The sequence below is a fragment of the Streptomyces sp. URMC 127 genome (assembly GCF_051386535.1).
GTDB lineage: Bacteria > Actinomycetota > Actinomycetes > Streptomycetales > Streptomycetaceae > Streptomyces.
This window is the reverse complement of the sequence record NZ_JBPQTW010000027.1, coordinates 1-14,572: the sequence shown is the minus strand read 5'-3', so window position 1 is coordinate 14,572 and position 14,572 is coordinate 1. Positions and strand designations below refer to the sequence as shown.

Annotated in this window: 10 protein-coding genes and 2 pseudogenes; 6 read left to right on the top strand and 6 right to left on the bottom strand. The window is 72.2% G+C overall.

Features of this window, described 5'->3' with window-relative positions:
- Positions 1-29 precede the first annotated feature (29 nt).
- From ACSNOH_RS09385 to ACSNOH_RS09375, 3 genes are all read right to left on the bottom strand, one after another.
- Positions 30-278 (bottom strand): SCO4226 family nickel-binding protein, encoded by a 249-nt coding sequence (locus ACSNOH_RS09385; RefSeq protein WP_436720781.1) that lies wholly within the window; start codon positions 276-278, stop codon positions 30-32.
- 236 nt (positions 279-514) lie between these two features.
- Complete coding sequence (locus ACSNOH_RS09380; RefSeq protein ID WP_436720780.1) at positions 515-1,975, bottom strand: aminopeptidase P family protein; 1,461 nt, start codon at positions 1,973-1,975, stop codon at positions 515-517.
- A 104-nt stretch (positions 1,976-2,079) separates the two neighbouring features.
- Positions 2,080-3,885 (bottom strand): PP2C family protein-serine/threonine phosphatase, encoded by a 1,806-nt coding sequence (locus ACSNOH_RS09375; protein ID WP_436720779.1) that lies wholly within the window; start codon positions 3,883-3,885, stop codon positions 2,080-2,082.
- A 931-nt stretch (positions 3,886-4,816) separates the two neighbouring features.
- On the opposite strand from ACSNOH_RS09375, the gene ACSNOH_RS09370 reads away from it, so the two are divergent.
- Both ACSNOH_RS09370 and ACSNOH_RS09365 read left to right on the top strand, forming a co-directional pair.
- Complete coding sequence (locus tag ACSNOH_RS09370; RefSeq protein ID WP_436720778.1) at positions 4,817-5,617, top strand: bifunctional DNA primase/polymerase; 801 nt, start codon at positions 4,817-4,819, stop codon at positions 5,615-5,617.
- 600 nt (positions 5,618-6,217) lie between these two features.
- Positions 6,218-6,985 carry a hypothetical protein gene (locus ACSNOH_RS09365; protein WP_436720776.1) on the top strand — a complete coding sequence of 256 codons (768 nt, stop codon included), beginning with the start codon at positions 6,218-6,220 and terminating at the stop codon, positions 6,983-6,985.
- A gap of 331 nt (positions 6,986-7,316) precedes the next feature.
- On the opposite strand, the gene ACSNOH_RS09360 is transcribed toward ACSNOH_RS09365, so the two are convergent.
- From ACSNOH_RS09360 to ACSNOH_RS09350, 3 genes and pseudogenes are all read right to left on the bottom strand, one after another.
- Entirely contained in the window at positions 7,317-8,285 is a 969-nt protein-coding gene (locus tag ACSNOH_RS09360; RefSeq protein WP_436720775.1) for a DUF5926 family protein, read from the bottom strand.
- Positions 8,286-8,679: 394 nt separating this feature from the next.
- Positions 8,680-9,330: pseudogene (locus tag ACSNOH_RS09355) on the bottom strand (ATP-binding protein).
- 134 nt (positions 9,331-9,464) lie between these two features.
- Complete coding sequence (locus ACSNOH_RS09350; protein WP_436720773.1) at positions 9,465-10,307, bottom strand: glycerophosphodiester phosphodiesterase; 843 nt, start codon at positions 10,305-10,307, stop codon at positions 9,465-9,467.
- 225 nt (positions 10,308-10,532) lie between these two features.
- On the opposite strand from ACSNOH_RS09350, the gene ACSNOH_RS09345 reads away from it, so the two are divergent.
- The 4 genes and pseudogenes from ACSNOH_RS09345 to ACSNOH_RS09330 form a co-directional block, all read left to right on the top strand.
- Positions 10,533-12,377: a S1C family serine protease gene (locus ACSNOH_RS09345; RefSeq protein ID WP_436720772.1), complete on the top strand. Its 1,845-nt coding sequence runs from the start codon at positions 10,533-10,535 to the stop codon at positions 12,375-12,377.
- Between the two features lie 294 nt (positions 12,378-12,671).
- Positions 12,672-13,874, top strand: coding sequence for a MarR family transcriptional regulator (locus ACSNOH_RS09340; protein ID WP_436720770.1), 1,203 nt, complete (start codon positions 12,672-12,674; stop codon positions 13,872-13,874).
- 197 nt (positions 13,875-14,071) lie between these two features.
- A complete protein-coding gene (locus tag ACSNOH_RS09335) occupies positions 14,072-14,284 on the top strand; it encodes a hypothetical protein (RefSeq protein WP_436720769.1) in 213 nt (70 codons plus the stop codon).
- A gap of 104 nt (positions 14,285-14,388) precedes the next feature.
- A pseudogene (locus ACSNOH_RS09330) lies at positions 14,389-14,572 on the top strand (hypothetical protein); the annotation flags it as partial.

Here is a 14,572-nt window from a genome sequence, read left to right as displayed (position 1 = left end):
GCAGCGACGGTTCGGACGGGCATCGCCCTTCAGATCGACAGCGACACTTCGTGGACCTCCGTGACCGGGTGGCCGGCCTGGGCGTGGACGCGCTTGACCGCGTCCGCGGACGGTGCGTCCGACAGGCAGTAGACCGTGCCCGACTTCGGGTCCGCCCACGCCTGCTCGAAGTGCACGCCCTCCTCCGCCTCGATGGCCAGGTCCCTGCGGTGCGCTTCCCTGAGCTGATCAGCCGTGATGCCCTGCATGCCGTGATGGACGTCCATGAACTTGCCCATGGCTCCTCACACCTCTCTGGCGTCCCCCGGGTGCACCTTCCTAGTGGCCATGATGCGCTCGGGGAGCCCCGGCCCACCACTGCAGGAAGCGCCGTACGAACGCAGGCGTACGAATGCAGGCCGTACGAATGCAGGCCGTACGAATGCAGGCCGTACGAATGCAGTGAGCCGCAGCCCCGCAGAAAACAGGGCCACGGCTCACTCACTCACTCACTCGCTCACTCAAAGTGACGGCGTCAGCTCTTCAGGGACGCCATCCACGCCTCGACGTCCGACGCCGCCCGCGGCAGCGCGGCGGACAGGTTCCGGTTGCCGTCCTCGGTCACCAGGATGTCGTCCTCGATACGGACGCCGATGCCGCGGTACTCCTCGGGCACGGTGGTGTCGTCCGCCTGGAAGTACAGGCCGGGCTCCACGGTGAGCACCATGCCCGGCTCCAGGACGCCGTCCACGTACGTCTCGGTGCGGGCGACCGCGCAGTCGTGGACGTCCAGGCCCAGCATGTGGCCGGTGCCGTGGAGCGTCCAGCGGCGCTGCAGGCCCAGCTCCAGGACGCGCTCCACCGGGCCCTCGGTCAGGCCCCACTCGACGAGCTTCTCGGCGAGGACGCGCTGGGCGGCGTCGTGGAAGTCGCGGTACTTGGCGCCCGGCTTCACCGCCGCGATGCCGGCCTCCTGGGCCTCGTACACCGCGTCGTAGATCTTGCGCTGGAGCTCGGTGTACGTGCCGTTGATCGGCAGCGTGCGGGTGACGTCGGCCGTGTAGAGGCTGTTCGTCTCCACGCCCGCGTCGAGCAGCAGCAGCTCGCCGGAGCGGACCGCACCGTCGTTGCGCACCCAGTGCAGGGTCGTGGCGTGCGGGCCGGCGGCGCAGATCGAGCCGTAGCCGACGTCGTTGCCCTCGACCCGGGCGCGCAGGAAGAACGTGCCCTCGATGTAGCGCTCGGAGGTGGCCTCGGCCTTGTCGAGGACCTTCACGACGTCCTCGAAGCCGCGCACCGTGGAGTCGACGGCCTTCTGCAGCTCGCCGATCTCGAAGGCGTCCTTCACGAGCCGCTGCTCGCTGATGAAGACGCGCAGCTCCTCGTCGCGCTCGGCGGTGACCTTGTCGGCCAGGGCCTCCTCGATGCCGGCGTCGTGGCCGCGGACCACGCGCACCGGGCCGGTCGCCCCGCGCAGGACACCGGCGAGCTCGCGGACGTCTTCGGCGGGCAGGCCCAGCAGCCGCTCGGCCTCGGTGAGGCTGTGGCGGCGGCCGACCCACAGCTCGCCCTGGCCGTCGAGCCAGAACTCGCCGTTCTCGCGGTTGGAGCGGGGCAGGAGGTGGATCGTCGCCCGGTGGCCCTCGGCGCCGGTGGGCTCCAGGACGAGGACGCCGTCCTGGCTCTGGTCACCGGTGAGGTACACGTACTCCGTGGAGGCCCGGAAGGCGTACTCGGTGTCGTTCGAGCGGGTCTTCAGGTTTCCGGCCGGGATCACCAGGCGCTCACCGGGGAAGCGCGCGGAGAGCGCGGCGCGGCGGCGGGCCGTGTGCGGGGCCTGCTCGACGGGCTGCAGGTCGTGCAGCTCGGTGTCGGCCCAGCCGGTCTTCATGTTGGCGGCCAGCTCGTCGGAGACGGCCGGGTAGAGGCCGTTCTTCCGCTGCTTGATCGGCTCGTCGCCTTCGGGGTTCTCGGGCGCGGGCTGCTGCTCGGTCACTGCTCTTCCTCCTCGGACGGGGCGCTTTCCATCGTATGTGCGGCGTATGTGCGGCCGAAATACGAGGAAACTGTGGGGAAAATCTGAGGAAAGAGCGAAGCAGGTCATTCGAAGTGGGCCGCGAGCAGGACGACGTCCTCGCCTCTGTCTCCTTCGTCCTCTTCGCCCTCTTCGTCCCGTCCATTCGTTTGCGGCAGCACCGTGCGCAGCACGTGCTCCACGACCGCGTCCGGGTCCCTGCGCGCCGCCTTCGGCACGCCGGCGGCGGCCGTGCGCAGCCGGGCGAAGGCGCGGTCCATCGGCTGGCCGGTGCGGTGCAGCAGGCCGTCGCTGTAGAAGAGGAGCGTTTCTCCGGGCGCGGGTTCGATCTCCACGCTGGGCGCTTCCCAGCAGGCCAGCATCCCGAGCGGCGCGGACAGCGAGGTCTCGACGAACTCGACGCGGTGATCGCCGATGATCAGCGGCGGGCAGTGGCCCGCCCCCGCCAGGATGACCTTGCGGTCGGGCGGCTCGCAGTAGGCGAAGATCGCGGTGGCGGCGCGGGACGGCTCGGTCAGCCGCAGCAGGAGTTCGAGGTCGGAGAGGACCGCGACCGGATCTTCTCCTTCCATGACGGCGTACGCCCGGAGGGAGGCCCGCAGCCGCCCCATGGCAGCCACGGCGCCCGGGCCGGAACCACTCACTCCGCCCACGGCCAGGCCGAGCGCGCCCTCGGGCAGCGGCAGCGCGTCGTACCAGTCGCCGCCGCCGAGGGGCCCGGTGCGGTGCCGGACGGCCAGCCGGACGCCCGGCGTCCGCGGCAGCCGGCTCGGCAGCAGCTCCTCGCGGAGGGTCGCCACGGTCCGCCGGGCCTCCGCCAGTTCGAGCTGGCGGGCGAGGTGCTCGGTGGCGTGGTCGCGGTAGAGGCCGACGAGCCTGCGCTGCCGTTCGGTGGGCTCGGACGGCTCGTCGTAGAGCCAGACGGCGGCGCCGATGCGGCCCGCGTGCTCGGTTTCCAGCGGTACGGCGTAGCTCGCGCCGTAGCCGAGGCGGGCGGCGACCTCGCGGTGGCGGGGGTCGAGGCCCTCGTCCGCGGCGATGTCGGGGTGCGCGGTGCCGCTGCGGGAACCGGTCGGAGGGAGGTCGTCGAACAGGCGGCCGTAAGAGGTCAGCGACCGGTCGGCGCCGTGCACGGCCTGCGGGCGGGCGGCCTCCGGGCGAGCGGTCTGCGGGCGAGCGGCCTCCGGGGCCGGCGGCGGGGTGGCGCGGCGGCCGCGGCGCGCGGTCACGGGAGAGCCCGGGTCGGCGGGGCCGGGGCCGGCGGAGCGGCCGGCATCCGGGGTGGTCGCCGGGCCGGCCTCGGGGGTGGTCTCCGGAACGGCCTCCGGGGTGGCCTCCCGGACGGTCTGCGGGATGGTCTCGATGTGGCCGAGGTCCGCGTGGTCCAGTCCGAACCCGACCGTGACGGGGTGGTCGCGCCCGGGGCCCGTGGCCGGGTGCAGGGTGACCAGGCCACGGCGGGCGCCCACGAGCTCCGCGCCCGCCCGCAGCGCCTCGCGCAGGGCGTCGTCCAGGCAGGCGGTACGAGTGAGCCGCTCGGTGAGCTCCTGGAGCGCGGTGAGATCGGAGATCCAGCCCGCGAGGCGGTCCTGGACGACGGCGCTGGGCGGGGGGAGGAAGGGGCCGGGCAGGAGGGTGGCACCGGAAGAGCCCGGGGAACCCGAGGAGCCCGACGAGCCGGAGGGAGGGGAGGAAGAGTCGGCGCCGGACGGGCCGGCAGGAGCGGCCGGTGCTCCCGCGCCGGGCGCACCGGAAGCGGCCGGGGAGAGGGGGTCTGCGGAGGAAGCTGCGGATGCGGAGGCAGGAGTCTGCGCGGGGGGCGGGACCGGAGGATTGATTCCGGCCACTTTCGGGAGGTGGGGGGTGGTCATGGCCGGCTACCCGGAGCGGTCGGTGGTGCCGTGCTCGGGGCGGCCGTGCGCACCAGGGCCCGCGGCACTTCGCCGCTCCCTCTTGACCACCGTGTTGACCTGTGTTTTCTCATGAATAGCATCGCAAACCCCCTGTCGCGTTGCGCGCTATCGGTGCTCCACATGTACACGCCCCGGCAAGGAGATGTCCAGCATTGAACCGGTGGGATTGGTGGTGTCTATGGGGTTTCAAACTTGGCCGGAAAATGGTCCCAAGGCCATGGATTTGCGGTCGACTGACGTTGCTCGACAGCGCGTCATATCCACCCCGGTGGGTACGTACACGGAGAAGGGCAGGGGCAGTTGGGGCCGCCCCGGAACCCGGCGGCGGGCCCGAGCGTCTTAACCGGCGACGGCCGCGCCCGCACCCGAGGGCGATGGGGAGACCCATGCCGCCGGCGAGGGGCGACAGGCTCAGCACGAAGCGCCATACGCGCGCCACCCCCCGCCATGTTTCACGCTCGGCCCGTGGCGTGATGCGCTGCGTTGTACAAGCAGTGACTTGTGATCCACCACGTGGTGTGCCGGCTTGGTGAGAGCCACGGCGTGTTGAGCGGCGCGCCATGTCGGGCCGTAGTGCCATGGAGTCCGGACGCGGCCCGGAAGCAGTTCAGGTGCAGTTCCAGCAGGCAGTCCCGCGGTGCCCGAAGGGTATTCGCGGCACGGCCGGTAGGCCCGTTCGGTACGGCCGTTGGGTACGGCCGTTCGGTTCCACGGTACGGCTCCGCTCCATCGCACTACCCGTACGGCCCGCTCCGTACGCAGCTCGGTTCAGCAGTGCATGCACGTACGCAGTCCAGCACCAGCAGTCAGCAGTCCCTCAGCGCGACACGGCCCCTGCCACCGGCCGGGGTCACCGACCTTCGGCGTTTACGGAAAGGAACGAGCGCTCATGCGCGAGATCCTCGGAAGGCGACGCAAGCTCTCGCTCAGGCGAGGCGACCGGTCCGCGGTCCTCTCCGCGGCCCTGGCCTATGCCACCGAATGGCATTGGCCCGTGCTGCCCGGCGTGGGCCTGCGGGCCGACGGCGGGCGCGTACGCCGGTGCAACTGCCCGCAGCCCGACTGCGCGGCTCCCGGCGCCCACCCCTTCGACCCGGGCCTGCTGGCGGCCACCACGGACGCCAGGATGGTCCGCTGGTGGTGGACCAACCGTCCCGACGCACCGGTGGTGCTCGCCACGGGCGGGCGCGCGCCGTGCGCCGTGAGCCTGCCCGCGGTGGCCGGCGCCCGCGCTCTCGCAGCGTTCGACCGCGCGGGCATCCGCCTCGGGCCCGTGGTCGCCACCCCCGCCCGCTGGGCCCTGCTCGTTGCCCCCTACTCCCTGGAGGTCCTCGGCGAGCTGCTCCACCGCCAGGACTGGGTGCCCGGTTCGCTGCTCTTCCACGGGGACGGCGGTTTCGTGGCCCTCCCGCCGTCGCCCACGGGGGCGGGCCGGGTGCGCTGGGAGCGCGCACCGCAGCCGGTGGGACCGGCCGGCGGCGGGGGTAGTGCCGCCGAATCTGTCAAGGGCGCCTTCGGTGGCGGAATCCGTACGTTCCGCGCTGATCGAGCGGGGCGCGGCGAGCGTAAGGAACGTACGCCCGGGTCCGCGCAGCCGTGGCTGCCGGACGTGTCCGCTCTGGTCGACGTGCTCGTCGAGGAGACCGCCGGCACGGGGACGTCGGGCGGCGGCAGCCGGCTCGCGTTCTGACACCGGCTGACACCGGCTGACACCGGTTGACACCGGCGGCTGCCCTCACGGGGAATCCGCGCGCTGCCGCGGGAGACGGGCACGGCAAGCAGCCACGGGTACATGGGCACGACGGGCACGACGGCCCGCCGCCGCACCGGGAGCACGACGAGCACACGGAGAGCGCGTACGGACGGGAGACGCACGCGCTCTCACTCGTACGGGTGTAAGCCCGTCCGAGTTCTGCGGGATTCCACCGCGCGGCCCCCGGGACAGCCCTGTTCTGACCGCTATGTTCGGGTGAGGACCTGGACCGGATGGTGCCGGCCGGGTCCCGTCGATCAGGCCGGGGCGTTCCGCGGGGCGGGGTGGTCCGAGCCGTCCCAGCCGTCCCCGCGATGCGGTCAGCGTCCGCGCGGCGAGTCTCAGGTGGTCCCCATGGAGCGTGCGTCTGCGTCCGGTGTGCCCAGTGTGCCCAGTGTGCCTGGAGCGCCCGGCGGGTCGAAGGTGCCCGCGGAGTCCGCTGATGCGCGGGCCGACACGAGGGCTGATGCGCGGAGCGATACCAGGGCTGGTGCGCGGGCCGACACGAGGGCTGATGCGCGGGGAGCCAACCTCCGTATGGTCGCGCTCGCGAGTGCGGTGGCGCTGGCCGTCGTGCTGCCGCTGGCGGCCGCCACGGCCGGCCCCGCGGGCCTTCGGGGCCCCGAGGCGGCCCGGGAGGAGGGCACGGGGAAGCGGCCGGGTGCCGACAGCGGACTGCGCCTGGGTCCCGGCAAGGCTGCCGCCGGGCATCCGGACGAGGTTGCAGGCACCGGAAGCGGCAGCGGACCGGAGCTCGGCCGTGACCTGAGCAAGGACTTCGGGAAGGACCTGGGGAAGGACTTCGGGAAGGGGCTCGGGAAGGGTCTGGGCAAGGATCAGGGGCGGGGTGCGGAGGCCGGGGCCGGCGGCTGGCCGGCGGCCTCGCCGCCGCTGGCCGGGCCCGCGCAGGGCCGGGCGTCCGCGCGCTGCGGCCCCGAACTCACCTCGCCGGAAGGCGTGGAGGCCCAGACGTGCGTCCTGGAACAGGGGAACGAGACCTGGGCCCGTACGTACTACCGCAACGCGACGGGCGCCCCTCTGAGGGCCGTTCTGACCCTCATGGCCCCCGACGGCCGCACCGTGCAGGTGCACTGCCGTACGACCGCCTCGGACGACCCTGACGAGTGCGAGACGCCCCGCGCGCGGACGGTCCGGGGCGCGGAGGCGGCGCGTGCGGCGGCGCGCGGGGAGGACCCGTACACGGCCGTTGCGGAGATCGCCTCGGAGGGCGCGGGGGACGGCGGCGACGGTGGGAGGCTGCTGCTGCGCTCGGGCAGCAGCAACTCGGCGGAGGAGCGGGGCTGATGGCGGCGCAGGCGCGGGGACACGGGGGCCGGGCGTGGCGCTGGGCGCGGGGCCGGGCTGTCCGGGCGTTTCCGGGCATGGAAACGCCCGGTCGCTGGCGACGGGGGATGCACCAGCGACCGGGCTCCTAGAACGGTAACAAGAGATTGGCCGTTCGCAAATTCGATCGTGGATTTCCGGACGCGTATTTCCGGGCTGACAGCGGGAGTTGTGACAGGAGTCACGTAAATGGCGCCTAAGTAGGCCCCGGAATCAACCACTCCGCTGCCTGGAAGGCAACGCTCCGCACCACGTCACGGCACCGCCGACCGTCCGCGCCGACGGACCGGCGTCAGTTCAGGGTGATCTGACGGCTGGTGAGACCGCTCCGCGCCCGGCGCTCGTCGGCCGTGAGGGGAGAGGTGTCGGCGAGGGCCGTGGCCAGCCGCTCCGCGAAGGCGGCGGCCGGCTTCTCGGTGTCCTCCGCGCGCATCGAGCTCGGCAGGTCCCACACGGGCACGGTCAGCCCGTGGGCCCGGAACGACCCGACCAGACGGGTGCCTTCCCCGAGCGAGGACGTGTCCGCGGCGTGCAGCCGGGCCAGAGCGTCCAGAAGCTGCTCCTCGGGGTGGGTCATCACCCAGCGGAGGTGATTCTTCTCCGGGGTCTCGCACCAGTACGCGGCCTCGACGCCCGAGAGGCGGACGGTCGGGATGGCCGCGGCGTTGGCCCGGTCCAGGGAGGCGGCGACCTCGCCGGTGGCGTTCTCGGCGTTCTCGACCCAGAACTCGAAGCCCGTGTGGACGTTCGGCTCGAACGGGCCCGCCGGGTCCAGCAGGTCCTGCAGGCGCGGCCCGTCGGGGGCAGCGCGGCCGGCGGTCACCGGGGTGCCCGGCTCGGCGGCCAGGGCGCGCCGGAGGGTGTCGGCGAGGTCGCGGCTGAGGTCGCCGGAGGCGGTGTCGTTCTGCAGGCCCAGCAGCACGGCGCCGTTGTCGCGGCGCAGCGCGGGCCAGGCCATCGGCAGCACGGTGGCCAGCGTCACCGACGGGACGCCCTCCGGCAGGCCGTCCTTGAGGGTGAGCTCGACCGTCGCGGCGGGCACCAGCTCGCGCAGCGCGACCCAGTCGGCCTCGCCGGGCAGCCCCTCGAAGGGCCGCTGGACGAGCTCGGTGGACGCGTGCGCGGCCGCGCGGCCGTGACAGGCCTTGTAGCGCCGGCCCGAACCGCACGGGCAGGACTCACGGGCGCCGACGACGGGGATCGGACCGTCGACGGCCTGCGGCGTTGCGGCCTTGGTCTGGGGGCGGCGCTTCTTGGCCATGGCGTGCGTGTCTCCCGATCGGTGCAGCAGATGCGTACGGCTTCGTTGCGTACGGCTCGTACAGCTTGTGCAGCTTGTACAGCTCGTACGGGCGCGAGCCTAGCGCTCGCCGCGGCGGCCGGAACGGGCACGCGCGCGGGGCGTCGGGAGAGGGTGGAGCGGAAGGCGGAACGGAACCGGGAAGGGAAGCGGGCCGGAAGGCCGGTGGTGGGGTGCCGCTTGCCCGCGGAGAGAAGAGGCTCCGGGGAACGGGGCCCACCGGCCGTGCGGATTCGTACGTACGTGATCCGTGCTCGTGGCTCTGCAGAGGTCGGGGCGGTGCGGTACGCGGGCGCAGTCCCTTGCCGTCTTGCGTCTTCCGTCTTGCGCGGGATCTACGCGCGTCACGCCGCCGTTATGTCAGCTCGTCGATGTCTGCGAATGCCAGTTCGGCGCCTGCGCCCGGCATTGCGCCCGGCACTGTGCCCGGGCCTGGGGCCGGTTCCGCCGCAACGCGCGTAGCGAAGCTGTCACGGGCCGAGAGTGCGGCCCATACCGTCACCTCACCCGACGCGTCGCGGACCCCCCAGTCCTGGGAGAGCGCACTGATGATGTTGAGCCCGCGGCCTCCGCGGGCGGTCACCGAAGGCGTGGCCGGAACGGGCCGGGTCGGGCCCCCGCCGTCCGTCACCTCGACCGTGAGCCGGCCGTGGGCGTCCACCCTCCATGCGGCACGTATCCCCCCGTCGGTCTCCCCCTCGTCCTCGTCTCTGCGGATGCCTCCCGCGGCGCTCAGCGGGCGTCCGTGCCGGTACGCATTGCTGAGCAGCTCCGAGAGGATCAGTACGGCATCGTCGATGACCGAATCCGGTACCCCGATGATGCGCAGGTCCTTGCGCATCCGGTGTCTTGCCTGGCCCACACCGGTTGGACCATGGGGTACGGCCATGATCGACGACGTGGGCACCTCCTGTGCCACCACCAACGCCACCCCCGAGACCTCCTTTGCCCCACGTCAGGGGATGGATGCCCCAGTGGACTGGACCGGAAACCGGCCATCCCGCACCCGCCGGGAGCACTCGGGCGACTCGAACACGTACCGAACGCGCCGGTGCACTCCCTGTCAGGGGACGAAGCCGGCCCCGTAATGCGGATACGGAATCCGCATAGGGAACTGGAACCCGGGTGCAGGGTCCCGGCCTACGCGCGGCGGCCGAGCTGTGTGAGCACGCGCTTGGGCCGGTTCGTGATCAGGGCGTCGACGCCGAGGCGGACGCAGAGCTCGACGTCCTCGGGCTCGTTCACCGTCCAGACGTGCACCTCGTTGCCCGCACGGTGCAGCCGGGACACGTAGCCGGGGTCCTTGCGGATGATGCGAATGCTCGGGCCGGCGATGCGGACGCCCGCGGGCAGACGCCCGTCGCGGTGGCGCGGCGACACGAACTGCATCAGATAGACGGTCGGCAGCGTGGGTGCGCCGAGCTGGACGCGGTGCAGGGAGCGGGCGGAGAAGCTCATGACCCGCACGGGCGAAGGGGCGTCGGCCGGGGGATCGGCGAGGCCGAAGCGGCCCAGCAGTTCCAGCAGCTTCTGCTCCACCTGACCGGCCCAGCGGGTTGGGTGCTTGGTCTCGATGGCGAGTTCCACGCGGCGCCCCGCGTCGGCGACGAGCTCCAGCAGGCGCTCCAGGGTGAGCACGGACGTCGCGTCGAGGTCCGGGGCTTCCGTGTCCGGGGCCTCCGTGGCCGAGACGTCCGCCTTCCAGGAGCCGAAGTCGAGAGTGGCGAGGTCGGCGAGCTCCAGCGCGGAGACGGCGCCGCGGCCGTTGGAGGTGCGGTTGACGCGCCGGTCGTGCACGCAGACGAGGTGACCGTCGGCGGTGAGCCGCACGTCGCACTCCAGGGCGTCGGCGCCGTCCTCGATCGCCTTGCGGTACGCGGCCAGGGTGTGCTCCGGCGCGTCCTCGGACGCCCCGCGGTGGGCGACGACGGCGGGCGGGCGGCGCCCGGGGCCGAGGTCCCGGGCCTGGTGCGCATAGGTCACCGCGTTATCGTGCCATCGCCCGGTGCCCTCACGCATGCGGTCCCTTTTGCCGGGGCTGCCCGGAGTAAAGGTCTGCTGCCGCGGGTCACAGGGTCCGCTTACGGTGGTCTGACGCGTGGTGGGAAAAGCTGGTCGTGGGGCTGGGTGGACTCCACCACACCGAACTGATGTGCACCTGCACGTGATGGACCTGATGAACCTGATGCACCTGATGAGGAGAAAGCTGTGAGCACCGAGAACGAGGGCGCTGCCGTCGCGCCTGCGGAGGGCGTTCCGGATGTTCCGGGCGGCTCGTCGGACGCTTCGTCGGGCATCTCGATGGAGAAGGGCGGCGGGGCGGCCCCGGCGGAGGCCGAGCAGCCGGTCGCCGGTGAGCGGGAGCGGGGCCAGGACGTACAGGCGGTGACGCCCGCACCGGCAGCACCGCCCGCTCCGGCGGCACCGCCCGCACCGCCGGCTGCGGAGCCGCTCGCCGCGGAGCCGTCTGCTGCTCCTGCCGGTGAAGCCGCTCCCGCCGGTGCAGCCGCTCCCGCCGGTGCGCCCGCTGCCCCGGCTGCGCCCGCCGCCCCGGCGCACGCTCCGGTGCAGCAGCCCGCGGCCCCGCCTCAGCCGGATCACGCCCAGGCAGGTGCTGTGCAGACCGGCGTGCAGGGGGTGCATGGCGAGCAGGGCGTCCAGGACCAGGCAGGCACGCATGGCATGCAGGGTCAGCCCGGCGTACAGGGCGCGCAGGGCCAGACCGGCGCGCAGGCTCCGCAGGGTCACCCCGGCGGCTGGTACGACGGGCAGACCCAGCAGCACCAGCACCCGATGCCCCCCGCGCCCCCGCAGGGCCAGCCGCAGCCCCAGCCGTACCCGTACGGCGCACCGGCCGGCGGCGCCCCGGTGGGTCCGACCGGCGTGTGGGCCGGCGGCCCGGACGCGTACCCGCCGGCGCGCAAGCGCGCCGGCGGCATCGTGGCGATGGCCCTGGCGGCGACGCTCCTCGCGGGCGGCATCGGCGGCGGCATCGGCTACTGGGCGGCCAACCGGGACGACGGCAACAGCTCGACGACGGTCTCCTCGTCCAGCGACCCCAAGACGGAGAGCCGTACGCCCGGCTCCGTGGCCGACATCGCGGGCAAGGCGCTGCCGAGCGTCGTCACGATCGAGGCGCAGAGCGGCGGCGGCGAGGGCGGTACGGGCACCGGCTTCGTCTACGACAAGCAGGGCCACATCCTCACCAACAACCACGTCGTGGCGTCCGCCGCCCAGGGCGGCGGCAAGCTGATGGCCACGTTCTCGGACGGCAAGCAGTACGACGCCGAGGTCGTGGGCCGGGCGCAGGGCTACGACGTCGCGGTCATAAAGCTGAAGAACCCGTCGGGCGCGAAGCTCAACCCGCTCCCGCTCGGGAATTCGGACAAGACGGCCGTCGGCGATGCGACGATCGCCATCGGTGCGCCGTTCGGCCTGTCGGGCACGGTCACGACGGGCATCGTCAGCGCCAAGAAGCGGCCGGTGGCCTCCAGCGACGGCGGTGGCATGGGCAAGGCCTCGTACATGAGCGCCCTGCAGACGGACGCGTCGATCAACCCGGGCAACTCCGGCGGGCCGCTGCTCAACTCCCAGGGCGCGGTCATCGGCATCAACTCGGCCATCCAGTCCGCGAACAACGGCGGCGGCTTCGGCGGCGCCCAGCAGCAGGCCGGCAGCATCGGACTCGGCTTCGCCATCCCGATCAACCAGGCGCGGAACGTCGCCGACCAGCTCATCCGGACCGGCCAGCCGGTCTACCCGGTCATCTCCGCGTCGGTGAACATGAAGGACGCGGGCAGCGGCGCCCGGATCGCTCCCACCGGCGACAACAACAGCCCGGCCGTGACCCCGGGCGGTCCGGCGGACAAGGCCGGCCTCAAGCCGGGTGACGTCATCACCAAGCTCGACGACACCGCCATCGACAGCGGCCCCACCCTCATCAGCGAGATCTGGACCCACAAGCCGGGCGACAAGGTGAAGGTGACCTACACCCGCGACGGCAAGCAGTCCACGGCGGAGATCACGCTGGGCGAACGCAAGGGCGACAGCTGACGCGACGCCGCACCCTGTGCGTCGGCGCTCGGAGCTCAAGCTCCGAGCGCCGGGAGGACCCGAGCTCCGAGACCCGAGCGCTGTTTTCAAGGAATGGGCGGTGGGGAGGTTTTCTCCCACCCACCCACCCAAGTGCTCTCCCAAGTCCCCATTACCACAAGCAAGCTCACCATGCGTGATCCGCTTGCGACGGACGGTGGGGACCGCTTAGCGTGCGCAGCAAGAAACAACCCCGGCCGGTGCTACCAACACCGGACCGGGGTCTGACCTACAAGATCGAAAGAGACTCGATCCGTGGCTGCTGCCAACTCTAGTGCTCTCCTCCCCGCCCCGTCACACCCCATGGCGAACCCCGGCTTCGGAAAGCACAGCGCGCCGGACCAGGCCCCGCCGGGAGCGCACGACTTCGTACATCTGCCCAAGCGTGAGGCGTCGATCGCCGCGTTCATCGACCGGCTGCCCGAGGGCGCGGCGATGGACGTGAAGACGCTGGCCAAGGTGCTGCCGGACTACGGGCAGCAGGCGTGCAGGACGGCGATCCGGCACCTGCGCGAGGCAGGGCACGTTTTCCTGCGCCAGGCCACCGCGATGACCAAGGCGGGCCAGCGCTGGGTGACGCTGACGTTCTTCTCGCGGACGGCGCGTTCGCAGGCGTGGTGGGAGGAGCAGGTGGGCAAGGGGTCCAAGTCCCGCACCGAGACCCGCCCTGAGGCCAGCCCGGAGCCGGAACCGGAAGCGGCGCCGGAACAGGAAGCGGCACCGGAACCGGACGCCGAGCCGGAACGGGAAGCGACGCCGGAACCGATCACCGAACCGGATTTCGCACCCGAACCTGCACCCGAACCCGCACCTGCACCCGCCCTCGAACCCGCACCTGCACCTGCACCCGCACCCGCAGAGGCCGCACCCGCAGAGGCTGCGCCCGCACCCGCACCCGCACCTGAACCCACGTCCACACCCGTACGGACTGAACCACGGCCGTTGCCGTCCCGCGCGTACCAGGCCCTGGCGCGGCTGCGCTACGCCGACCCCCGTTTGACTCTCTCCGCCGCAGAGTGCGAGGCGCTCGAACCGCTCGCCGCCCAGTGGCTGACCTACGACGCGACCCCCGAACAGCTGACGGCCGCGGTGACGGCCGGGCTGCCGCCGCAGATCCACAGCCCGGCCGGGTTCGTACGCAATCGATTGGAGAAGAAGATGCCTCCGGTTCCCTTGAGGTTTCTGGCCGCGTACAACGACCACTCGGTACGGCGAGACATCGTGAAGTGGGGCGTCGAGGCGTGCGTCAGCTGCGGTGATGTGGACGTGAGCACCACGTTGGGGGAGGGACTCTGCAAGGCGTGCGCGGAGATCCCCGACGTCCCGGACACCTTCCTCGCCGCGACGGCGTTCGAGGACGAGCCGTCGAAGTGGGAAGCGGTGCCGCCCGAAGAGGTCACGCGCTGGGTGGACATCTGCCGCGTGGCGGCCCGCAACGCCCGAAGGAGCCGTGCATGAGCACGCCCGCCTCTGCGGAGCGTCACGGAAAAGCTGCTGATCACCTCTTCAGGTAAGCGACCGCATCTGATCGAGGAGGGATGTGGTTGTGCCGTTTACCTCTGCCTGGACGTACCAGGTGTGGTGACCTCACGGAGGTTCACGGCATGAAGAAGATCTCGCGTGCTGCCGCTCTGGCCACTTGCACGGTTGCCCTGATGGGCGCGGTCGGATGCATCGGTACGGGGGTGGCGTCGGCCGAAACGATCGAGTGCTCCGACACCCTGCCCGCGCACACCAACGGCAACCCCGCCAACGACGTGCCCCAGCAGGGCAACAAGCTCCTCGGCAGCGTCATCGACACCGCCACGTGCACGACCGTGCAGGGCAACCAGGGCCTCAACGGGGCCGACAACGACAACGGCTCGTAAGGTTCCCCGCCCACCTCCCGATCACCACTCAACGGTGGAGGAGACACCGAGTGCTCAGAGACAAGTCAAAGGCGACGGACACGTACCGATGGACGGCGAGAGTGGTGGTTTCTGCTGCTGCCGCCGGTCTGGTGGTGGCGCCGTTGCTGGCCGGCCCGGCGGCCTCGGCGGCGCCTTCGGGCTGGCGCAGGTTTGCCGTACCGCACACGGGCAAGTGGACGGTGCCGAAGGGCGTCACCCGTGTTCGCGCCTACGTGTGGGGGGCCGGGGCCGGGGGCGGTTCCGGAG